Consider the following 21,878-nt stretch of genomic DNA (forward strand, 5'->3'; position numbering starts at 1 on the left):
CATCAACCGGAGGAGAAACGAAATGACATCACTCGCATTGAAGATAAATCGATTTACTTTGGCTTTTGGCGTCGCGATGGCGCTTTCCGCCGTCAGTGTGGCCAAGGCCGAGGACGGCGAATATGGCGTGCTGATGAAGACGCTGGCCAACCCGTTCTGGGGTGCGATGGGCCAGGGCGTCGAGGACGGCGCCAAGGAGGCCGGTGTGAAATATTTCCAGCAGGCGGCCGACAGTGACCAGGCGGCCGAGCCGCAGCTCAACCTTTGCAACACCATGCTCGAGCGCAAGCCGGTGGCGATGATCACCGCGGCGATCAACTCGACCAACCTGTTGCCGTGCCTGAAGGCGGCACAGGACGCCGGTGTCAAGGTCGTCGATCTCGACGGCAATCTCGATCCGGCGGTGCTCGACAAGGAAGGAATCAAGATCGCCTTCCGCATCGGCTCTGATAATGTCGCGGCCGGCGGCCAAGGCGCCGAGTATCTGGTGTCGAAACTCGGCAAGGATGCCAAGGGTCCGGTGCTGGTGATCGAAGGCCTATCGGGCAACATCACCGGCGAGAAGCGCGCCAAGGGCTTTGCCGACAAGCTCAAGGAACTGGCGCCCGGGCTGGAGATCGTCGCCTCACTGCCGGGTGACTGGGATCGCAACAAGGCGGCCTCGATCGCCACCGACACACTGACCGCGCATCCCGACCTCGTCGCCATTTTCTGCGCCAATGACGGCATGGCGCTGGGCGCGGTGGAATCGATCTATGCGGCCGGCAAGGGCGAGCAGGTTACGATCATCGGGGTCGACGGCAATTCGGACGCGGTCAAGTCGATCAAGGAAGGCCGGCTCAACGCTTCCGTTGCGCAGCTTCCCTATCTCGTCGGCAAGCAGGCGGTCGAGAACGTCAAGAAGGCGCTCGCCGGTGACAAGGTCGAGGAGAGCATCGCCGTGCCGACGCTGGTGCTGACCAAGGAAGTGATCGACGCCGGCAAGGAGCCGATGCTCGAATACGTGAAATAGTCCTCCCGGACTGGGCTGGCGCGGGTTTAGCCTGCGCCAGCCACTTTTTTTGAAGGTGAGGCAAGATGGCTTCTGAAATGGCGCGGCCCGGTTTCTGGGCTCGGGTGCAGCGCGCGTCCGTCGAACGACTTCATATTCGGCTGGAGTCGCTGGTGGTGCTGCTGGCGCTGAGCGCGGCGATGGCAGTGCTGTCGCCGTATTTCCTGTCGCTCAGCAATTTTCTCAACATTCTGCTGGCGACGTCGACGATCGGCGTGCTGGCCATTGCCGCCACCTTCGTCATCGGCTCCGGCGGGCTCGACCTGTCGCTCGGCTCGGTCATGGGGCTGGCCGGCGTCGCCGGCGCCTTCGTCGCCGTCAATCTCGGCTGGCCCTCGGTGTTCGCGGTCGTTGCCTGCATCCTTGCCGGCGGGCTTGCAGGGTACATCAACGGGCAATTGGTCACCCGCGCCTTCGTGCCCGCCTTCATTGTCACCCTCGGCATGCTCGGCATGGCGCGTGGCCTCGCTTTGATCATTTCGCAGGGCAGGGCGATCTACGGATTGCCGGCGGCGATCGTCTATATCGGGCAGGGCCGGCCGTTCGGCATTCCCATGCCGGTCATCCTGCTGGTGCTAACAGCTCTCCTGGCACATTGCGTACTCGCCTACACGCGCTTCGGCCGCCATACGCTGGCGCTTGGCGACAGCGAAGGTGCTGCGCGCGCCGCCGGCATCCGCGTCGAACGCCATCGCCGCATCATCTACACGCTGTCAGGGGCGCTCGCCGGCCTTGCCGGTCTGCTGTTCACCGCCCGGGTCAACGCCGGCGATCCGACCGCCGGCATCAACTACGAATTGACCGCCATCACGGCGGCGATCATCGGTGGCACCAATCTGTTCGGTGGCCGCGCCTCGATCCTCGGCACCATGATCGGTGCGCTGATCATGGGCGTGCTGCAGAACGGGCTGACGCTACTTGCCGTGCAATCCTACTACCAGCAGATGGCGATCGGCGCCGTGCTGATCCTGGCGGTGTTCATCGACCAGTACCAGGTGCGCAAGGAGTCACGCGTATGACCCTTCTCACCCTGCACGGCATTCGCAAGAGCTTTGGCGCCGTCGACGTGCTGCATGGCGTCGACCTTTCGATTGAGGCGGGCGAAGTGGTCGGCCTCGTCGGCGACAATGGCGCCGGCAAATCGACGCTGATGAAGACCATCACCGGCATCTACCGGGCCGATGCTGGATCGATCGAGCTCGACGGCAAGGATATTTTGCCGCTCGATCCCGGCCAGCGGCGCGAGCTTGGCATCGAGATGATCTACCAGGATCTGTCGCTGGCCAAGCAGCAGGACGTCGCCGCCAACATCTTCCTCGGCCGCGAGCCGACGAAGAAATTGTTCGGGCTGATTCCCGGCTTTGTCGACAAGGCCGAGATGGACCGCCAGGCGGCGAAGATGATCGAGCGGCTGGGGGCGCATCTGCCATCGATAAACCGGTCGGTCGGTTCGTTCTCCGGCGGCCAGCAGCAGACGGTGGCGATCGCGCGCGCGCTGACCTTCAACCCCAAGCTGGTGATCATGGACGAGCCGACGGCGGCGCTTGCGGTGCGCGAGGTGCAGAGCGTGCTCGACCTGATCCGCCGGTTGAAGTCGGAAGGCATCGCCGTCATCCTCATCTCGCACCGGTTGAACGACGTGCTGTCGGTCACCGACCGCATTGTCGTGCTGCGCCACGGCCGGGCCGAGGCAGACCTGACCACCGCCAGGACCAACATGAACGAAGTCGTCAGCCGCATCGTCGGCGGCGGCGACATCAGTGCCGCCGCGGCGCATGAACAACGAGGCTGACCGATGAATACATTTGGACTGCACACTTTCGCCATCGCGCCGGTCTGGGACCTTGACCTGATCGAACCGCAGATGGAGCGGTTGAAGGCACTCGGCATCGGCCTGCTGGAAATCCCACTGCTGCGACCCGAGGAGATCGACACCAAGCGCACGCGCGCCTTCGCCGAACGCCAGGGCGTCGAGCTCATCCCGTCGCTCGGCCTGCCGCGCGCGCTCGATGTTGTCGAGCGGCCGGACGAGGCGCTGGCTTTCCTCGAACCGGCCTTCGAGGTGTGCGAAGCGGTGGGTAGTGCTGCACTCGGCGGCGTCACCTATGGCACGATCGGCAAGACGTCAGGCCGCGCGCCGACGGCCGGTGAAATCGACGGCATGTGCCGCTTCCTGCGGCGCGCCGCCAAGGCGGCAAAAGCGCATGGGCTGGAGCTCGGCATTGAACCCTGCAACCGCTACGAGACGCATCTGATCAACCGCGGCATCGATGCTGTCAGGATCATCGAGCGCGTCGGCGCCGACAACATCTTCATCCATCTCGACACCTACCACATGCATATCGAGGAGGAGAGCTTTGCCGCCGGCTTCGCGGCGGCGGCACCTTATCTCGGCTATGTCCATGTCTCGGAGGCCAATCGCGGCGTGCCGGGGCGCGGCATGCTCAACTGGGCGGCCTGCATGCAGGCGATCGCCGCCATCGGCTACACCGGCCCGATTACGCTCGAAAGCATGAACCACGTCGATGTCGACATCGCCGGCGGGCTCGCCGTGTGGCGGCCGGTGGCCGACAATCCGAGCGACGTCATCGAGGTCGGGCTGCCGTTCCTGCGTGGGGAAGCGAGGAGGGCTGGGCTGACGTTGGGCAGATAGCCATCGGCCCTTCCACGCCGTTCAGAACGGATAGTGCTGGTTCGGATCCTCGATCGTCACCCAGCGCAAGTCGGTGAATTCGGCGATCGAGGCCTTGCCGCCGAAGCGACCGTAGCCGGAGCCCTTGACGCCGCCGAACGGCATCTGCGCTTCGTCGCCGACGGTCGGGCCATTGATGTGGCAAATGCCGGCTTCGATGCGGGCGGCGACGGCCATGGCGCGTTTGATGTCGCGGCTGAACACCGCTGACGACAGGCCGTATTCGGTGTCGTTGGCGACACGCACGGCCTCGTCCTCGCCCTTGACCCGGATCACCGGCTTGACCGGTCCGAAGGATTCTTCGGCATAGACGCGCATCGACGGCGTGACATGGTCGAGCAAGGTCGCCTCGACCACAGTGCCCGTGCGCTTGCCGCCGGCGACGAGCTTGGCGCCTTTGGCAATCGCGTCGGCGACGAGTTCCTCCATCTTGTCGGCGGCCTGGCTGCTGATCAGCGATCCCAGCACGACATGGCCGCGCGGGTCGCCGGCCGGCAGCTTTGAGGCGCGGGCCGCGAGTTTTGTCACGAACTCGTCGGCGACCTTTTCGTCGACGATGAGGCGCTCGGTCGACATGCAGATCTGGCCCTGATGCATGAAGGCGCCGAAAGTGGCGGCGTTGATCGCGGCGTCGATATCGGCATCGTCCAGCACCAGCAGTGGCGCCTTGCCACCGAGTTCGAGCAGCGCCGGCTTCAGATGCCGGCCGGCGAGCTCGGCGATGATCCTGCCGACCTTGGTCGAGCCGGTGAAGTTGACGCGCTTGACCGAGGGATGTGCTACCAGCGCCTCGACAATTCCGGCGGCGTCCTTCGGGTCGTTGGTGACGACATTGATGACGCCCTTGGGCAGGCCGGCTTCGACCAGCACCTGGCCGATCAGCCGGTGCGTGCCGGGGCACATTTCCGAGGCCTTCAACACCACGGTGTTGCCGCAGGCGAGCGGCATCGCCACGGCGCGGGTGCCGAGGATCACGGGTGCATTCCACGGCGCGATGCCGAGGCATACGCCGGCCGGCTGGCGGATCGCCATGGCGAGCGTGCCCGGCTTGTCGGATGGGATGATCTCGCCCGAGATCTGCGTCGTCATCGCTGCGGCTTCGCGCAGCATGTTGGCGGCCAGCATGACGTTGAAGCCGGCCCAGGGACCGGTGGCGCCGGTCTCTTCCATCATCAGCCTGGTGAATTCGCCGACCTTCGAGGCCATCACGTCAGCGGCCTTAGTCAGCAGGGCGCGGCGCTCGCCGGGCCCGGTCTTCGACCATGCGGGAAAGGCAGCCGCAGCGGCTTCGACTGCGGCGTTGGCGTCGGCCACGCTCGCCGCTGCGGCGCGCGTCGCCAGTCTGCCGGTGAACGGGTCCATGCGCTCGTAGGCCGCCGAACCGGACGCATCCCTTTTATCGCCGTCGATCAGAAGTCCGATGTCCATGACTGTCTCCATCGCTCCGGTCGGAGCATTTCTCATTGGTTTTAGAAGCCGAGCACTTCGGCGTTGATTGAAGCTTCGAGGCCGCCGTCTACCGGCACGTTGGCGCCGTTCACCCAGCGTGCGCCGTCCGAGCACAGGAACAGCACCACCGGCGCGATGTCGCCGGATGTGCCGGCGCGCCCGACCCTTGCAATGTCGCTGTCGACGCGGGCGTCGCCGAGCACACTGCGGAACTGTTTCAGGATCGGCGTCTCGACCGGGCCGGGGCTGACCGCATTGACACGGATGCCGCGGCTCTTGAACAGATCCTGGTGCGCCGCGCGGAAGGTCCACAACAGCAGCAACTCCTTGGAGACAGGATAGCCTTCCTCGTTCTTGACGGCGTGGTCGGCGACCACCTTGGCGACATCAGGGAAGCCCTCGATGCCGACCATCGAGGCGGCGCGGTTCAGATTGGCGCGCCAGCCGAAACCGGCGATCGAGGCGACGTTGACGATGGCGCCGCCTTCGCGAATCTTTGGCGCCAGGCCCTCCGAAAGCGCCCGCAGGCCAAAGAAGTTGACGGCGAGCGTCGACACCGCGCCGGTGTTGCCGGAGAGGCCGGCGACATTGCAGAGCGCGTCGATGCGCTGCGGCAGGCGAGCGACCAGATCATCGACGCCGGCCTTCGACGAAATGTCGGCTTTGACGAAAGTGCCGACCTGTCCCGTGGGTTCACGAACATCGACGCCAATCACCTCGGCGCCGAGCTGTCCCGCCAGTTCCGCCGTGCGGGCGCCGATGCCGGAGGCGACGCCGGTGATGAGAATGGTCTTGCCGAAAAGCATGCTCACGCCTTCTCCCGCTGTGATGTGGTTTGTCGCGACGCTTGCGAGTCGTCGCCCGACAGACCCGTCTCGATTGCGGGCAGCCTGACGCGATAGCCGACCGGCAGCAGGCGCAGGCCAAAACGCTCCTCGATCGTTCCCCACAGGCCGCGCGGCAGAAGCAGCGAGAACAGCACCGCCGTGGCGCCGAGCCCGACCAGGTACCAGACGCCGGTGCCGCCGAACCATGTCTCGATGAGGAAGAACACCAGCGCGCCTAATATGGCGCCCTCGAATGTGCCGATGCCGCCGACCAGCACCATGAAGATCATGTAGGCGGTCCATTGGACGCTGAAATAGGTTTTTGGCTGGAAGGTGATGGAAGTTGCCAGCCACAGTGCGCCGGCAATGCCGATGCCGAAGGCGGCCAGCACGAACAGCAGCCGCTTGGTGCCGGTGACCCGCACGCCGACCGATGCGGCGGCATCCTCATTGTCGCGGATCGCCCGGATCGCCGCACCCGTGCTGCCACGCAGCAGGCCAAACAGAGTCGCGAGCAGCGCCGTCATCGAGGCCAGCGCCAGCCAGTAGATTGTCGCCCGCCTTGTGCCGGCATCATAGACGTTGAGCGAAATCAGCGATGTCCCGGTTTCGCCCTGCACCAGCCGGTCGAGATTGACCAGCAGATGCGTCAGCGCGGCGATCACCCACATGCCGATGGCGAATTCGCCGTTCTTCAGCCGCAGCATGAACAACGAGAGCGGGATGGATACTGCACCGACGACAATCCCCGATGCGAAAAGCGCGAGGAAAGGGTTGAGGCCGGCATCGGCCAGGCGGATGGCGAAATAGGCGCCGAGCCCGAAGAAGACCTGCTGTCCGACCGAGACCAGGCCACCAAAACCGGCCAGCGCGTTCCACATCGCAGCCAGGATCACATAGATGAAAAGCGCGGTCATCCTGTCGACCGCGCCTGCTGACAGGAATTGCGGTGCGATGGCTAGCAGGGCGATGATCATGGCGACAGCAATCGCGGCGATGCGCGACGTGGCCGTGCCACGCTCGATGACAGGCATGGTGGCCGGAGCGCTCATGCTGCGCTCCGCAGGCGCAACAGGCCACGCAGGCCAAGGCCCGAAGTGGAGAGCCGAATGAACAACACGATCAGGAATGCGACATGGCCGCCGATCAGAAAACCTTGCGGGTGCACCTGCGCGCCGAGCGTCTGGGCGAGCGCCAGCACGATGCCGCCGATCAAGGTTCCCCACAGCGAGCCGGCGCCGCCAATGACCGCCGCCTCGAAGGCGAACAGCAGTTGCGGCGCGCCGGCATAGGGGTCGAAAGTGGCGCGCATGCCGAGGAACGCGCCGGCAAGGCCGACCGTGACCATCGCGATCGATGCGGCAATGGCGTTGGCGCGGTGCGCGTCGACGCCGACGAGGCCGGCGGTATCAGGATCTTCGGACGTCGCGCGGATCGAGCGGCCGAGCCCGGTGCGGGTCAGGAACAGTTGCAGCCCGCCCAGCAGCACCACGGCGGCGGCGAAGGTGATGACGGCGAGCTTGCCGACATAGATGCTGCCTGGCCATTCCCAGGAATCGTAGGACAGGCTGCCGATGTAGGGCGCCAGCGAGCGTGTGTCGGCGCCGAACTGTTCGAACAAAAGATTGTCGATGACGATCGCCAGGCCGAAAGTGGTGAGGATCGGCAACAGCGCGCCGCCGCGCGCGCTGCGCTCGAGCAGGAAGCGCTGCAGTGCCCAGCCGATCGCCGCCATCGCAGGCAGGACGATGAGCAGGCCGAGCAACGGCGCGATGTGGAACTGCGAGGCGAGCAGCCACAGCGCGTATGCCGAAAACACGGCCAGGCTGCCATGCGCGAGGTTGATGATGCGCATCACCGAAAACATGAAGGACAGGCCGCAGGCGATGATCGCGTAATAGCCGCCGAGCAGGATGCCCTGGATGATCTGGTTGCTCATGCCGGCACGCTCCCGGCGCTCGCCTTGTGCAGGCCGAAATACGCCTTGGTCACGTCGTCGCGCGAAACGCTCTTGCTCGATCCTTCGAGCGCGACCCGCCCCTCAAGCATGCAGATAACCTTGTCCGACACAGAGAGCGCCCGGTTGAGGTCCTGTTCGACCAGAATGATCGTGGTGCCGGAACTGATCAGCCCTTGCAGCGAGGCATAGACACGATCGACGATCAGCGGCGACAGGCCGAGCGAGACCTCGTCGAGCAGCAGCAGCTCGGGGTTGCTCATCAGCGCCCGGCCGATTGCCGTTGCTTGCTGTTCGCCACCCGACAGATGACCTGTTTTGGCATGGCGGCGGGCTTTCAGATTGGGAAAAATGTCGAGCACCTTGTCGACGCTCCAGTCGCCAGGCCGCCCAGTGGTTTTGCCGAGCAGAAGGTTCTCCTCGACCGTCATCTGCACGAACAGTTTTCGCCCCTCCGGCACCAGCGCAATGCCTTTGCCAACGCGGCCGTGCGACGGCACGCCGGACAGGTCGGCGCCGTCGAACAGAACCCGGCCTCCCGATGCCGGATGCGCGCCAGCGATGGCTCTCAGCAGCGTCGTCTTGCCGGCGCCGTTGGCGCCAACCAGGGCCAGCGTCTGGCCACGCTCGACGATGAAGCTGACGCCGCGCACCGCCTGCAGCAGGCCGTGCCGCACAACCAGATTCTCGACCGTCAGCAGGCTCATTTCGGGCCTCCGCCGAGATAGGCGCTGATCACCTGGGGATCGGCCATCACCGCTTGCGGGTTGCCGTCGGCGATGATCTTGCCGGCATCCATGCAGATCAGGCGCTCAGCCACTTGCAGAAGAATATGCACGATGTGTTCGATCCAGATGATGCCGATCTTGCGGCGACGCAATTCCTTGATGGTGTCGACGAGTTCGCTGGCTTCGCCGTCGGTCAGTCCGCCACCGATCTCGTCCAGCAAAAGCAGCGTCGGTTTTGCCGCCAAAGCCCGCGCCAATTCCAGGCGCTTGCGGTCGAGCAGGCCGAGCGTTTCGGCGCGCCGGTTGGCAACACCGAGCATGCCGCACAGCTGCAGCGAGCCCAGCGCTTCCGCATAGGCCTCGTCACGGCCCAGGCCGGCGCCATGCGACGCCGCGACGAAGACATTCTCGAAGGTGGTCATGCCGCCGAACGGCTTTGGCACCTGATGCGTGCGCACCAGCCCGAGCCGGCAACGCTGGGTCGCCGACAGCGGCGTCACATCGCCGCCCTTGAAGCTGACCGAGCCCGAACTTGGCGGAAAAGCGCCTGAGAGCACGCTGAGCAAAGTGGTCTTGCCGGCGCCGTTCGGGCCGACAATGCCGACCGCCTCATTGGCGGCCATGGCAAAATCGATGTTGTCCAGCACCACAAGCGCGCCGAAGCGCTTGTGGATGCCGGCGGCATTGAGGATCGCCTGTTGTTGCGAATGGGTCACCAGTCGATCCTCGTCAGCGGTCCATCAGCCGTTGTAAGGCAGAAGCTTGGCCTCGACCGGCACTTTCGGGTCGGTGGCGTTGTCGGTCACAACATAGTCGAGCGGGAACTTGCTGCCTTCCTTGGCGGCCACCCATTGAGTGCCGATGATCGGGCCGGGCGACACATTGGCCACCGGGCCGCTGGTGAAGTCGACCTTGCCGATCATGGTCTCGGTCTTCAGCGTGCTCAGCGCCTTGGCCACCGCTGCCTTGTCCTTGGCGTCGGTGCTTGCCTTCAGCGCCTCGAAGCCGGCGTCGAGCAACGACATCGAAGCGCCAAGCTGTTGCGTCCACTGCTTGCCGCTCGCCGCCTCGTAGCCGTCGGCAAGCTCGGTTCCGGAGACGCCGGTCAGCGGCGACTTGTAGGGGAAGGCCTTGTGCCAGTAGGCGGCGCTCGAAATCTTCATGCCGAGATCGCCGAGCGCCTCGATGTCGGACGGGAACAGGCCGGTCTTGGCGACCTGGCAGATCTTGATCTGCTTCGTCAGGCCCTGCTGTGCCGCCTGGCGCCAGAAGGCTGCGAAATCCGGCGGGATCGGGAAAGAATTGAAGATCTCGACGCCTTCCTGCTTGAACATGGCGATCTGCGACGAATAGTCGGTGGTGCCGGTTTCGTAGGCGCCGGGATCGACGATGGTAAAACCTTCCTTGGCCAGCAGCGGCGCCAGATGGGCGCGGATGGCGTTGCCGTCGGCGTCGTTCGGATACATGACGCCGACCTTCTTGTTGGTCTCGATCAGGTTCCATTGCGAGATGTAGGTCTTGAAGAACTCGCCGACGCCGAAACCGAAATGATAGGTCCACTTGAACGGCGACGGTTCGCCGGGCTTGGCGCCGCGACCGAAATACCAGGCTTCCCAAGGCATGACGGTGGACAGGCAAGGCACACCGGCGGCTTCGCAAGCGTCGGCCACCGGATTGATGACTTCCGGGGTGGACACGGCCAGCATTAGGTCGATGGCCTGGTTGTTGATCAGGTCCTTGGCCAATTGACCGGCGCGGGACGGATCGGACTGCGTATCCTGGTCGAGGATCTCGACGCTGTATTTCTTGCCGCCGAGTTCGATGCCGCCGGCCAGCGCCTTGCGGGCAAGGTCGAGCACGTAGCCGTCGGTCTGGCCGAAGCCGGCGAGCGGGCCGGTGCGCGGGCTGACGAAGCCGACCTTGAGCGAGTCGCCCGCGGCGAAGGCCTTGCTGCCACCGAAAGCGAGTGCCGCGCCGCCGGCGATCGATGTGGCGATGAACTGGCGCCGCGAGACGCCGCGAATGATGGATTTGCCTGGAGTCATGTGGTTGGTCCTCCCTTTTTCTGGCGGCGCCCTGAGGCGAACCGCCGGTTCGTTCAAAGCGTCTGCTGCCTATTGAATTCGTCGATCGCAGCATTGCCGTTCGCCTGGATCCGGCGACGGTGCAGCGGTACGCCGCCGATGCCGACGAATGGCACGATTTCGATCCTCCGAAATCACAGTGCACTAGGCGTTTGGTTCGGTAAAATGATATTTTGCGCTGTTTCACTAACCCAGGGGTTATGAGATCTTCGAGGCGAGGGTGCTGTTTCCGTCGAGGCCTGAGTGTCTCAGGCGTTTTGGCTGGCCGCTTCGCGGATCGTCTGCAGCATGATGGAGAAGGCCGGCGAGGGGGCGGTGTCGGTACGCATCGTCAGGCCGACCGGCCCCTTGGTTTCCTCGGTGTTCACACGCAAGGCGACGAACGCGCCGCTGCTGATTTCATTGGCCACGACGCCGGCCGAAATGATCCAGACGGCGTTGCTCTGGCGCATGAAGGCGCGGCCGAAGGAATCCGAGACGGTTTCGATCTCCGTTGCCGGCGCCGTCATGCCGTTGGTGATGAACAGGCGGTCGACAAAGGGACGGATGACCGATTCCCGTGTCGGCATCAGCACCGGGAACTCGTCGAGCCTGGCGAACACGTCCACACCCGACTGCAGCAGCGGATGGCCAGCGCGCACCACGAACAGCACCTGTTCGGAATAGAGATGCTCGAAGAAGAAGCCGGTCATTTTTTCCGGCGCCGCCAGTCGCCCGACGACGAGGTCGAGCGCACCGATCCGCAACTGTTCGAGCAGCACCGCGTTCTCGCCGGTGACGATCTTGATCGCGCCCCCGGTATTCTCCTTGAGGAACAGGCTCATGGCGAGCGGCATCACCCGCGCCGACACGGTCGGGAGCGCGCCGATGCGGATCGGATGGCGGTTGATTGCCCCATCCTGCCGCACGGAATCGACGCCGCGCTTCAGCGCGGTGATTGCCGTGCCGGCATGACCAAGGAAGATTTCGCCGAGCCGCGTCACCCTTATGCCGCGACCGTCGCGTTCGACGACGGCGACACCGAGCGCCTCTTCCAGTTCCCGCAATGTCTTGGTCACCGCGGGCGCGCTGACATGTAGAAAGTCGGCTGCCCTGGCAACGCTCCTCTGGCGCGCTACTTCGAGGAAGGCCTGCAGATGGCGGAACCGGATGCGGCTTTCGACCATGGTCTTTCATAACCTCTGAGTTAATGAAACGGCGCAAAATATCATTTTACCGAACCAAACACCTAGTGCAATGTGAAGATGGAGGATCGAAATCGTGCCATTCGTCAACATTGGCGGCATCACGCTGCACCATCGCCATATCAAGGCGATCCGCAGCACGCGCCCGATCGTGTTCATCAATTCGCTCGGCACCGACTTCAGGATCTGGGATGCGGTGTCGTCTGAGTTGAGCGGGGAAATGCCCATGCTGGTCTACGACAAGCGTGGCCATGGGCTCTCCGATATCGGCGGCATCCGCTCGCTCGACGATCATGTCGACGATCTCTCCGGCCTCATCGATCATTTCGGGCTGACGAATGTGGTGCTTTGCGGCCTGTCGGTCGGCGGTCTAGTCGCGCAAGGCTTCTGTGCCAGGCGCCCAGAGATCGTCGATGGCCTTATCCTGTGCGACACGGCCCACAAGATCGGCACGGCCGACAGCTGGAACACACGCATTGCAACGGTCGAAAGCAAAGGCATCCAGGCCATCGCCGATGCTGTGCTGAAGACGTGGTTCACTCCAGCCTTCCACTCAGCGCGCGTGGCCGAGCTTGACGGCTATTGGAACATGCTGACCAGGCAGGCGCTCGTCGGTTATGTCGGGACATGTGCCGCGGTTCGCGACGCGGATTTCACCGAAATTGCGCATCGCATCAGCGTGCCGACGCTTTGCGTCGTCGGCGATCAGGATGGCTCGACCGGTCCCGATCTCGTCCGCTGGCTGGCCGACCTTATCCCCGGCGCACGCTTCGAAATCATTCGCGATGCCGGACACATTCCCTGCGTCGAGCAGCCGGAGGCGCTGACTGCCTTGATCCGCGATTTCGTCGCATCGCTTCCCGATCGAAAGCAAACTCATGGATGACATGTCAGAGACCACAACCACATACCAGACGGGACTGGCGGTCAGGCGCTCCGTGCTTGGCGATCCGCATGTCGATCGGGCCGAGGATGCCGCCACCGATTTCGACCGGCCGTTCCAGAACCTGATCACCGAAGCGGCCTGGGGAACCGTGTGGGCGCGACCTGGCCTGTCCAAGCGTGAGCGCTCGATCGTGACGCTGGCGCTGCTGGCGGCCCTCGGTCATGATGAAGAGGTCGCCATGCATGTGCGCGCCACCGCCAACACCGGGGCGTCACGCGACGATATATGCGAAGCGTTCCTGCATGTCGCGATCTATGCCGGCGTGCCGGCGGCAAACCGGGCCTTCAAGATTGCCAAGGAGGTATTTTCGGAGATGGACGAAAGCCAGAATGTCCATGCCCGCTAAGTCCGGTTCGGACCGGACGCCGGAGACTGGCGCCTTCTTCCAGCGCGACCGGACATGGCATCCGCCGGCGCTGACGCCGGGCTACAAAAGTTCCGTGCTTCGCTCGCCGCAGAAGGCGCTGCTGTCGTTCGACAACACGCTGTCGGAGATCGCTGGGCCAGTCTTCGGCCACGCCATGCTCGGCGAACTGGACGCCGACCTGATCCACAATTTCGCCAAGCCGGGTGAAAGCGCCATCGGCGAGCGCATCATCGTCTACGGACGCGTGCTCGACGAGCGCGGCATCGGCGTTCCTGGCGTGCTGCTCGAATTTTGGCAAGCCAATGCCGGCGGTCGCTACCGCCACAAGAAGGACGGCTATCTGGCGGCGCTCGATCCGAATTTCGGCGGCTGCGGCCGCACCATTACCGGCGAGGACGGCAGCTACGCCTTTCGCACGGTCAAGCCCGGTCCCTATCCCTGGCCGAATGGCCCCAATGATTGGCGCCCGGCGCACATCCATTTTTCGGTGTTCGGCCATGGCTTCGCGCAGCGGCTGATCACGCAGATGTATTTCGAGGGCGACCCGCTGATCTGGAGATGCCCGATCGTGCGCGGCATCGCGGACAGAGCGGCTGTCGAGGCGCTGATCGCCATGCTCGACATGCAAGCGACGATCCCGATGGACGCACGCGCCTACAAGTTCGACATCGTGCTGCGCGGGCGGCGCTCCTCGCTGTTCGAAAACCGGCCGGAGGGCAATTGATGACGCAGTCGCTCGGACGGATGAAGGAAAGCCCTTCGCAGACCGCCGGACCTTATGTGCATATCGGGCTGACGCCGAATTTCTGCGGCATTGGCGGCGTCTATGCCAGCGATCTCGGTGGTGCGATGGCCAACGAGAAGACCAGAGGCGAGCGGATCGGCCTGCGCATCCGGGTGCTCGACGGCACCGGCACGCCGCTCAGGGACGCGCTGATCGAAATCTGGCAAGCCGATGCCGACGGGCTCTACAATTCGCCGGCCGAATTGCGCGGTGCCGCCGATCCGCACTTTTTCGGCTGGGGCCGCTGCCCGACCGACATGGAAACGGGCCTGTGCGAGTTCGAAACGATCAAGCCCGGTCGCGTGCCGTACCAGGACGGGCGCCTGATGGCGCCGCATATCAGCCTGTGGATCGTCGCCCGCGGCATCAACATCGGCCTGCAGACGCGGCTGTATTTTTCCGATGAGGCGGAAGCCAATGCGCAAGATCCGATCCTGGCGCGCATCGAGCACCGCGTTCGCGTGCCGACGCTGATCGCCGAGCGCCAGGGCAACATCTACGTCTTCGACGTCCACCTCCAGGGCGACAAGGAGACGGTCTTCTTCGACAGTTGACCTGACCACATGACCGTATCGCCTTTCGACCATCCGCTGCTTTCCAGCCTTCTCGGCGACGAGGAAACCGCGCGGCATTTTTCCGTCGAGGCAGAGATCGCCGCGATGCTGGCGTTCGAGCGGGCACTGGCGGAAGCAGAAGCCGAAAACGGCGTTATCGGCAGGGACGCGGCAGCCGCGATCGTTGCGGCACTGTCCTCGTTCAGGCCGGACACAGGCTTGCTTCGTGCCGGCGTGGCCAAGGATGGCGTCATGGTTCCGGAACTGGTGCGCCAGATCCGGATGGCTGTCGGCAAAGCGCATGGCGCTTCCGTTCATTTCGGCGCGACCAGCCAGGATGCCATCGATACGGCGCTGGTGCTGCGGCTGAAGTCTGTGGTCGAGCATCTCGGTCTCCTTCTAACCGAAAACGTCGTGCGCCTTTCGGCGCTTGATGAGCGTTTCGGGGGCAGGGCGCTGACCGGAATGACACGCATGCAGCCGGCGATCCCTATTCGAGTTTCGGATCGCGTCAGGGCATGGCTGGCGCCGCTGCAGCGACATCAAAAAAGATTGTCAGACCAGTCTGGGCGCCTGCTGGTGGTGCAGTTCGGTGGGGCCGCAGGCACGCTGGAAAAGCTTGGTGATAAGGCGCAAGCCGTGCGCGCGGCTCTCGCCACCCGGCTCGGCCTTGGCGATGCGCCGCAATGGCAGAGCCAGCGCGATACGCTGGCAGACTTCGCCGGCTGGCTGTCGCTGGTGACCGGCAGTCTCGGCAAGTTCGGGCAAGACATTGCGCTGATAGCGCAAGGCGGCGCCGAGATCGAGCTTTCCGGCGGCGGCGGCTCGTCGGCCATGCCGCACAAGCAGAACCCGGTGAAGGCCGAGGTGCTGGTGGCGCTGGTTCGTTTCAACGCTACGCAGCTGTCCGGCATGCATCAGGCGCTGGTGCATGAGCAGGAGCGGTCGGGCGCGGCCTGGACGCTCGAATGGCTGCTGCTGCCGCAAATGGTCGTGGCGGCGGCGGCCTCGCTCAGGCTTGCCGCCGAACTGGCCGCGCAGATCGAAAGCCTCGGAAACTGATGCGCACGCAAATTGTCATCGTCGGTTCGGGACCATCCGGCTTGCTGCTGGGGCAACTGCTGGCCAGCATCGGCGTCGAGACCGTCATCCTCGAACGTTCGAGCCGCGAGCATGTGCTGGCCCGCGTGCGCGCCGGCGTGCTCGAACAAGGCACTGTCGAGCTGCTTGAGCAGGCTGGCGCGGCAACCAGGCTGCATGCCGAGGGGCTTCCGCATGCCGGCATCTCGCTCGCCTTCGACGGCCGCCTGCACCGCATCGACCTGACGGCATTGACCGGCGGCAAGCACGTCACCGTCTACGGCCAGACGGAGGTGACGCATGATCTGATGGACAAGCGCGACGCGGCTGGGCTCGTCACAATCTATGAGGCGGCGAATGTCGCTCTCCATGATTTCGACGGCGCCGCACCTTTCGTCACCTACGAAAAGGACGGCGTCACCCATCGCATCGACTGCGACTTCATCGCCGGCTGTGACGGCTATCATGGCGTCAGCCGGAAGTCGGTGCCCGAAGGGGCGCTGAAGACGTTCGAACGGCAATATCCGTTCGGCTGGCTGGGCGTATTGGCCGAAGTGCCGCCGGCCGATCACGAACTGGTCTACGCCAATCACGAGCGCGGCTTTGCGTTGTGCTCGATGCGCTCGACGCACCGCAGCCGCTACTATGTGCAATGTCCGCTCGATGATCAGGTCGAGGCGTGGTCGGACGACCGCTTCTGGGATGAGCTGCGCCGCCGCCTGCCGCCGCAGACGGCAGCTGCGGTCACTACCGGACCGTCCTTCGAGAAATCGATCGCGCCGCTGCGCTCCTTCGTTGCCGAGCCGCTGCGTTTCGGCCGGCTGTTCCTGGTTGGCGACGCCGCCCATATCGTGCCGCCGACCGGGGCCAAAGGCCTCAACCTTGCCGCCAGCGACGTGCGCTATCTCTTTGCCGGGCTTCGCGAATTCTATCTGGAGAAATCACGCGCCGGTATCGACGCCTATTCGGGCAAGGCGCTGGCGCGGGTGTGGAAGGCAGTGCGCTTTTCCTGGTGGATGACGACGATGCTGCACCGCTTCTCCGACACCGGCGACTTCGGCCAGCGCATCCAGGAAGCCGAGCTCGACTATCTCGTGCATTCGCAGGCGGCATCGACCGCGCTGGCTGAGAACTATGTCGGCCTGCCTTACTAAGACTGCGGGATATCAAACCCGTTCCAGGGCGATCGCGATGCCCTGGCCGACGCCAATACACATGGTGGCGAGCGCATAGCGGGCGCCGCGTTCGCGCAGCTCCAGCGCTGCCGTGCCTGATATGCGCGCGCCTGACATGCCGAGCGGGTGGCCGAGCGCGATGGCGCCGCCATTCGGGTTGAGGTGCTGTGCATCCTCGGCGATGCCGAGTTGGCGGAGCACGGCGATGCCCTGAGAGGCAAAGGCTTCGTTGAGCTCGATGACATCGAACTGCTTTGGCGTCAGCCCGAGCCGCGCGCACAGCTTTTGCGTCGCCGGCGCCGGTCCGATGCCCATGATGCGCGGCGCCACGCCCGCGGCAGCACCACCGAGGATGCGGGCGATCGGCGTCAGGCCGTATTTCTTCACCGCCGCTTCGGAGGCGACGATCAGCGCTGCGGCGCCGTCATTGACGCCGGATGCGTTGCCGGCGGTGACCGTGCCGCCTTGCCGAAACGGCGTCGGCAGTTTCGCCAGCGACTCGACCGTCGTGCCGGCGCGAGGATGCTCGTCTTTCGAGACAACAACCGGATCGCCCTTGCGCTGCGGGATCGTCACCGGCGTGATCTCCTTCGCCAGCCGGCCACTGGCTTGTGCCGCGACCGCCTTGTCCTGGCTACGCACGGCAAAGGCATCCTGGTCCGCACGGGAGACGGCGAAGTCTTCCGCCACGTTCTCGCCGGTCTCCGGCATGGAATCGACGCCATACTGCTTCTTCATCAGCGGATTGACGAAACGCCAGCCGATGGTGGTGTCGTAGATCTCTGCATTGCGCGAAAACGCCGTGTCGGCTTTCGGCATGACGAAGGGGGCGCGGCTCATCGACTCGACGCCGCCTGCGATCATCAGCTCGGCTTCGCCTGATTTGATGGCGCGGGCGGCGATGATGATGGCATCCATGCCGGAGCCGCAGAGGCGATTGACGGTCGAGCCGGAGATATCCTGGGGCAGCCCGGCCAGCAGCAGGGACATGCGCGCCACATTGCGGTTGTCCTCGCCGGCCTGGTTGGCGCAGCCATAGACGACATCGTCGACCGCTTGCCAGTCGATGCCGGGATTGCGTTCGACCAAAGCTCTCAGGGGGATCGCGCCGAGGTCGTCGGCGCGGACCGATGACAGTGAGCCGCCGAAGCGACCGATCGGCGTGCGGATGTAGTCGCAGATATAGGCCTCGGCCATGTCATGCAGCCTTTGCTTTTCCGGTCCCCTCATGCGCCGCCTTGGTGCGGGCCTGCAGGTCGCGCAATGTCTTCAGTTCGAGTTCGCTTGGCGCCGGTGTTTCGTCAAGCGCCTCGGCGAACTTTACGATCCAGCCACAGGTCTCCTGCACCTCAAGGCGCGAGACACCGGGATGCAGCGACACCACGGTGAATTCCTTGGTCACCGGATCCGGCTTCCAGATGGCGAGGTCGGTGATCAGCAGCGTCGGCCCAGCGGTATCGATGCCGAGACGTTTTCGATGGTCGCCGCCCTCGCCATGGCCGAAGGAGGTGAAGAAGTCGATCTTCTCGACCATGCCGCGCTTGGTCTGCGCCATGGTTATGTAGACTTCCTTCGACGACGTCGCGATCTCCGGCGCACCGCCGCCACCGGGAAGCCGGGTCTTCGGGTGAAGATAATTGCCAATGACCGTGGTGTTGATGTTGCCGAACTTGTCGAGCTGGGCAGCACCGAGGAAGCCGATCGAGATGCGGCCGCCTTGCAGCCAGTAGCGGAACATCTCCGGCACCGCGACGGTGGTGATGGCGGTTTCGCAGAGTTCGCCGTCGCCGATCGACAGCGGCAGCACGTCCGGCGCAGTGCCGATGGTGCCGCTTTCGTAGATCAGCGTGATGTCGGGCGCATGCGTCAGCCGCGCGACGTTGCAGGCAGCGGACGGCGCACCGATGCCGACGAAGCAGACATCGTCATTGCTCAGCGCGCGGCTGGCAGCGATGGTCATCATCTCGTTGGGGGTGAAGCCCAGGTCGCTCATGCCGCTTGCCTCAGATGTTCGACTCTCGCCGCGAAATCGTCGGCGCTTTTCTCGATGACGTTCGCCCGCATCCACGACTGGAATTTTTCACGGTCGGCGGCGATTTCGTCCCATTCCAGATAGGCGGCATTGTCACGCCCATAATAGCCATGCGCGTAGGACGGGTGCGAACCGCCGGGCACGACGGAAATCGCAGCGATCGTCCAGCGCGGCAGCACGGTCAGGTTGGGATGCAAATCGTCGAAACTGTCCACCACTTCCTCAACCGTCACCACCGCGCGCCTTGCCGCCAGCACGGCTTCCTTCTGGATGCCGATGATACCTTCGACCAGCACATTGCCTTTCCTGTCGGCCTTCTGGGCGTGGATGAAAGTGACATCGGGGCGGATCGCAGGAACGGCGGCAAGCTCTTCGCCGGTGAACGGGCAAGTGACCGATTTGATGTTCGGATTGACCGCCGCCAGGCCGGCGCCGCGATAGCCGCGGAACATGGCGCAAGGCATGCCGGCCGCACCCGCCTCATAGGCATTGGCCATGCCGGCATGGCTGTGCTCCTCGATCTCGAGGGTGCGCGGAAAACCGTTCTCGATGGCATCGCGGGCGCGCCGCAACAGGCCGACTCCGGGATTGCCGAGATAGGAGAAGATGATCTTCTTCGCCATGCCCATGCCGATCATCTGGTCGTAGATCAGGTCCGGGGTCATGCGGATCAATGTCAGGTCGCGAAATCCCTGGCGAATGGCCTCATGCGCGGCTGCCGTCGGGATCAGATGGGTGAAGCCTTCGAAGGCAACCGCATCGCCATCATGCAGGTTCTCGGCCACAGCCTGGCTGAGTGGCAGGAATTTGACCATCGCAGGAACTCCAACATCCAAAAAGTTCGTATTGCGAACAAATGTTTTGTATGAGATACTTTTACGACAGCCAGTGATGTCGAGTCAATCCTGGGATTTTGGAGGTGGCATGGACGATGAAGCGGCTTCACGTGATCATGTCGGTTCGCTCGAGCGCGGGCTTGCGGTCATGGAAATACTGGCCACCCATCCCGCCGGTATGACGCTGACCGAAATGGCGGAGGAGACCGGGCTGACCCGTGCCGGCGCGCGCAGGTTCCTGCTGACGCTGGTGGCCACCGGCTATGCGACGCAGTCCGGCCGGTTGTTTTCGCTCTCGCCACGCCTGCTGACTGTCGCGCGCACCTGGCTCGGCGGCGCGTCGTTGTGGACATTCGCAGCGCCCATCCTGCGCGAGGTGGCTGGGCAATTCGACGAAGCCTGCAATGCGGCGGTGCTGTCGGGCGAAGATGTCGTCTATGTCGCGCGTGTGCCGGGACGGCGCATTCTCAGCGTGTCGCTCGATGTCGGTACCAGGCTTCCGGCGCACTGCACCTCGATGGGGCGCGTCCTGCTTGCAGGTCTTGCGCCTGACGAACTGCAAACCTTCGTTGCCCAGGCAAAGATAGAGAGACGGACGCCGAAGACGATCACCGACAGGCGGTCGCTGGCCGAAGCCATCGCCAAGGCGAAAGCGGATGGTTTTGCCATCGTCGATGAAGAACTGGAACTCGGCCTGCGCTCGATCGCCGTGCCGATCACCGATCGGACCGGGCAAACAGTGGCGGCGATCAATGTTTCGACCCAGTCGGCGCGGTTCTCCGTGAAGGAGATGGAGAAAGAGATCCTGCCCGCTCTGCTAGTCGCGAAACAGCGCATCGAGGAGTTTTTCTTCGTTTGACGAAGCGAGATCAGTTGGCCATCAATCCTGCCGCGCCGCGCCGCCAATAGGCGGCAACCAGTGTCTCGTCGCGACCGAGCGCCAGCGTGCCGCGCCAGTGTTCGCGAACGATTTTTGCCGCCGCCGCTTCGGCGGCGAACCAGCCGAAGGCCGAACCGCCCCGCGGCCATGACACCGACTGGACGGCGCGCGCCAGTTTTTCATCGGTGCCGGCCGGCACACCGTTTCTCGTAGACCAGTGCAATTCGATGCCGGTGGCGTTGTCGATATGCTGTCTCTCGCCATCATCGGCAATCTCGACGAAGGCGACACCTTTGGTCTCGGCGGGCAAATTCTCCAGCAATCGCGCCAACGCCGGCAGGCCGGTTTCGTCGGCGCCCATCAGATACCAGGAGGCTTGCCGCACCGGGCGGCCGACCGGCCCCATAATGCCGATTTTCATGCCGGGTGCCGTTTGCGCGGCCCAGGCCGAGCCGACGCTGTCGCCGGGATGGATGAGGAAATCGACGTCGACAATACCCTTGTCCACGTCGAGCCTGCGGATGGTGTAGACGCGCGCCACTGGGCGCCTGTCGTCCGACGGCCAGACAGGCAGGCCATTGCCGCCGAGCACCGGCCAGAGTGGATCGGGGACCTGCCTGGTCGGGAACAGCATGCGGATGTGCATGCCGCCGAACTTGGCAAAACGTAAGAGATCCTCGCCGGCGAGGCGGATGCGGCGCATATGCGGGGTGAGGTCGGTGACATCGGTCACCACCATCTCACGAAACTGCGCGAGGCGCGTCTCGCCGGCGAGATCGCCGGTCCAGACGATCTCCGGGTTTTCGTCCTTGGCATAGACTTCGACCGCGGTGGCGAGCAGGTCCTTGATGCGAGCAAGGCCGTCGCGATCGGCGGCACTGGCGCGCATCACCAGCCGCTCCATGTCGAAGGAGGCGCCGCCAAAGGCGAAGCGGAAGTCGAGCCGCTGGCCATCCCGCGTCGCATCGGCTTCGAAGCTTTGCAGCCTGTCGCTGATGCGGCCGATGTAGTGCGGGAGATGACGCAGGTTCAGCCGCGCCTCGCAGCTCAGTCCGCTTGCCGATGCTTCCGTCATGCTCAGCCTCCGAGCCTGCCTGCCAGTCCAAATCGAGCCTGGTGCGCAAGTTGGCGAACCGGCTCGATGCCGCCATGACGGGTCACATATTAAAACATGATGTCTCGAGTCAACTTTAATTTATAGACCACCGCGATCATCGAAGAAGCATCTCGCACAGGATGCGATCCGCGACTT

Annotated in this window: 23 protein-coding genes; 11 read left to right on the plus strand and 12 right to left on the minus strand. The window is 64.2% G+C overall.

Features of this window, described 5'->3' with window-relative positions; genetic code table 11:
- The first annotated feature begins 22 nt into the window (after window positions 1–22).
- The 4 genes from AC1D0N_RS12765 to AC1D0N_RS12780 all read left to right on the plus strand — a co-directional run bounded on the left by AC1D0N_RS12765 (window position 23) and on the right by AC1D0N_RS12780 (window position 3,704).
- Window positions 23–1,012, plus strand: coding sequence for a sugar ABC transporter substrate-binding protein (locus tag AC1D0N_RS12765; protein ID WP_477244320.1), 990 nt, complete (start codon window positions 23–25; stop codon window positions 1,010–1,012).
- Between the two features lie 65 nt (window positions 1,013–1,077).
- Window positions 1,078–2,070 (plus strand): ABC transporter permease, encoded by a 993-nt coding sequence (locus AC1D0N_RS12770; protein ID WP_477244322.1) that lies wholly within the window; start codon window positions 1,078–1,080, stop codon window positions 2,068–2,070.
- A complete protein-coding gene (locus tag AC1D0N_RS12775) occupies window positions 2,067–2,843 on the plus strand; it encodes an ATP-binding cassette domain-containing protein (RefSeq protein ID WP_477244324.1) in 777 nt (258 codons plus the stop codon). Before AC1D0N_RS12770 ends, AC1D0N_RS12775 begins: the two co-directional genes overlap by 4 nt.
- 3 nt (window positions 2,844–2,846) lie before the next feature.
- Window positions 2,847–3,704 carry a sugar phosphate isomerase/epimerase family protein gene (locus AC1D0N_RS12780; RefSeq protein WP_477244326.1) on the plus strand — a complete coding sequence of 286 codons (858 nt, stop codon included), beginning with the start codon at window positions 2,847–2,849 and terminating at the stop codon, window positions 3,702–3,704.
- Window positions 3,705–3,725: 21 nt separating this feature from the next.
- Here AC1D0N_RS12780 and AC1D0N_RS12785 read toward each other — a convergent pair whose 3' ends face one another.
- The 8 genes from AC1D0N_RS12785 to pcaQ all read right to left on the minus strand — a co-directional run bounded on the left by AC1D0N_RS12785 (window position 3,726) and on the right by pcaQ (window position 11,954).
- Complete coding sequence (locus AC1D0N_RS12785; protein WP_477244327.1) at window positions 3,726–5,171, minus strand: aldehyde dehydrogenase; 1,446 nt, start codon at window positions 5,169–5,171, stop codon at window positions 3,726–3,728.
- A 41-nt stretch (window positions 5,172–5,212) separates the two neighbouring features.
- Window positions 5,213–5,998: a coniferyl-alcohol dehydrogenase gene (locus tag AC1D0N_RS12790; RefSeq protein ID WP_477245004.1), complete on the minus strand. Its 786-nt coding sequence runs from the start codon at window positions 5,996–5,998 to the stop codon at window positions 5,213–5,215.
- Between the two features lie 2 nt (window positions 5,999–6,000).
- A complete protein-coding gene (locus tag AC1D0N_RS12795; protein ID WP_477244329.1) occupies window positions 6,001–7,071 on the minus strand; it encodes a branched-chain amino acid ABC transporter permease in 1,071 nt (356 codons plus the stop codon).
- A complete protein-coding gene (locus AC1D0N_RS12800) occupies window positions 7,068–7,958 on the minus strand; it encodes a branched-chain amino acid ABC transporter permease (RefSeq protein WP_477244331.1) in 891 nt (296 codons plus the stop codon). The genes AC1D0N_RS12795 and AC1D0N_RS12800 overlap by 4 nt, the downstream gene beginning before the upstream one ends.
- Window positions 7,955–8,683: an ABC transporter ATP-binding protein gene (locus AC1D0N_RS12805; RefSeq protein ID WP_477244333.1), complete on the minus strand. Its 729-nt coding sequence runs from the start codon at window positions 8,681–8,683 to the stop codon at window positions 7,955–7,957. The genes AC1D0N_RS12800 and AC1D0N_RS12805 overlap by 4 nt, the downstream gene beginning before the upstream one ends.
- Window positions 8,680–9,423, minus strand: coding sequence for an ABC transporter ATP-binding protein (locus AC1D0N_RS12810; RefSeq protein WP_477245006.1), 744 nt, complete (start codon window positions 9,421–9,423; stop codon window positions 8,680–8,682). The genes AC1D0N_RS12805 and AC1D0N_RS12810 overlap by 4 nt, the downstream gene beginning before the upstream one ends.
- 21 nt (window positions 9,424–9,444) lie before the next feature.
- The gene (locus AC1D0N_RS12815; RefSeq protein WP_477244335.1) at window positions 9,445–10,749 is read right to left on the minus strand and encodes an ABC transporter substrate-binding protein; all 1,305 of its coding nucleotides are present in this window, start codon (window positions 10,747–10,749) and stop codon (window positions 9,445–9,447) included.
- Between the two features lie 287 nt (window positions 10,750–11,036).
- The gene (gene pcaQ, locus AC1D0N_RS12820; RefSeq protein ID WP_477244337.1) at window positions 11,037–11,954 is read right to left on the minus strand and encodes a pca operon transcription factor PcaQ; all 918 of its coding nucleotides are present in this window, start codon (window positions 11,952–11,954) and stop codon (window positions 11,037–11,039) included.
- Between the two features lie 94 nt (window positions 11,955–12,048).
- Between pcaQ and pcaD the strand changes: the two genes are divergently transcribed.
- From pcaD to pobA, 6 genes are read left to right on the plus strand one after another with little or no spacing between them, the layout of a single operon-like run.
- Window positions 12,049–12,858, plus strand: coding sequence for a 3-oxoadipate enol-lactonase (pcaD, locus tag AC1D0N_RS12825; protein WP_477244339.1), 810 nt, complete (start codon window positions 12,049–12,051; stop codon window positions 12,856–12,858).
- Between the two features lies 1 nt (window position 12,859).
- Window positions 12,860–13,264, plus strand: a complete 405-nt coding sequence (pcaC, locus tag AC1D0N_RS12830) for a 4-carboxymuconolactone decarboxylase (protein ID WP_477244341.1) — start codon at window positions 12,860–12,862, stop codon at window positions 13,262–13,264.
- A complete protein-coding gene (gene pcaH, locus AC1D0N_RS12835; protein WP_477245008.1) occupies window positions 13,254–14,009 on the plus strand; it encodes a protocatechuate 3,4-dioxygenase subunit beta in 756 nt (251 codons plus the stop codon). Before pcaC ends, pcaH begins: the two co-directional genes overlap by 11 nt.
- The gene (gene pcaG, locus AC1D0N_RS12840) at window positions 14,009–14,623 is read left to right on the plus strand and encodes a protocatechuate 3,4-dioxygenase subunit alpha (RefSeq protein WP_477244343.1); all 615 of its coding nucleotides are present in this window, start codon (window positions 14,009–14,011) and stop codon (window positions 14,621–14,623) included. The genes pcaH and pcaG overlap by 1 nt, the downstream gene beginning before the upstream one ends.
- A gap of 9 nt (window positions 14,624–14,632) precedes the next feature.
- On the plus strand, window positions 14,633–15,685 hold the full coding sequence (locus tag AC1D0N_RS12845) for a 3-carboxy-cis,cis-muconate cycloisomerase (protein WP_477244344.1): 1,053 nt from the start codon (window positions 14,633–14,635) through the stop codon (window positions 15,683–15,685).
- On the plus strand, window positions 15,685–16,857 hold the full coding sequence (pobA, locus tag AC1D0N_RS12850; protein ID WP_477244345.1) for a 4-hydroxybenzoate 3-monooxygenase: 1,173 nt from the start codon (window positions 15,685–15,687) through the stop codon (window positions 16,855–16,857). Before AC1D0N_RS12845 ends, pobA begins: the two co-directional genes overlap by 1 nt.
- Before the next feature lie 12 nt (window positions 16,858–16,869).
- Here pobA and pcaF read toward each other — a convergent pair whose 3' ends face one another.
- From pcaF to AC1D0N_RS12865, 3 genes are read right to left on the minus strand one after another with little or no spacing between them, the layout of a single operon-like run.
- Window positions 16,870–18,075 carry a 3-oxoadipyl-CoA thiolase gene (gene pcaF / locus AC1D0N_RS12855; protein ID WP_477244347.1) on the minus strand — a complete coding sequence of 402 codons (1,206 nt, stop codon included), beginning with the start codon at window positions 18,073–18,075 and terminating at the stop codon, window positions 16,870–16,872.
- A 1-nt stretch (window position 18,076) separates the two neighbouring features.
- Window positions 18,077–18,871, minus strand: coding sequence for a CoA-transferase subunit beta (locus AC1D0N_RS12860; protein WP_477244349.1), 795 nt, complete (start codon window positions 18,869–18,871; stop codon window positions 18,077–18,079).
- Complete coding sequence (locus tag AC1D0N_RS12865; RefSeq protein ID WP_477244350.1) at window positions 18,868–19,725, minus strand: CoA transferase subunit A; 858 nt, start codon at window positions 19,723–19,725, stop codon at window positions 18,868–18,870. The genes AC1D0N_RS12860 and AC1D0N_RS12865 overlap by 4 nt, the downstream gene beginning before the upstream one ends.
- A 109-nt stretch (window positions 19,726–19,834) precedes the next feature.
- Here AC1D0N_RS12865 and AC1D0N_RS12870 point away from each other — a divergent pair, with 109 nt between their 5' ends.
- Entirely contained in the window at window positions 19,835–20,605 is a 771-nt protein-coding gene (locus AC1D0N_RS12870; protein WP_477244352.1) for an IclR family transcriptional regulator domain-containing protein, read from the plus strand.
- Window positions 20,606–20,615: 10 nt separating this feature from the next.
- Here the strand turns inward: AC1D0N_RS12870 and AC1D0N_RS12875 are convergent, their stop codons facing one another.
- Window positions 20,616–21,701 (minus strand): SIP domain-containing protein, encoded by a 1,086-nt coding sequence (locus tag AC1D0N_RS12875; protein ID WP_477244354.1) that lies wholly within the window; start codon window positions 21,699–21,701, stop codon window positions 20,616–20,618.
- Window positions 21,702–21,878: the final 177 nt, after the last annotated feature.

This window comes from Mesorhizobium sp. P2_E10, from assembly GCF_056404235.1.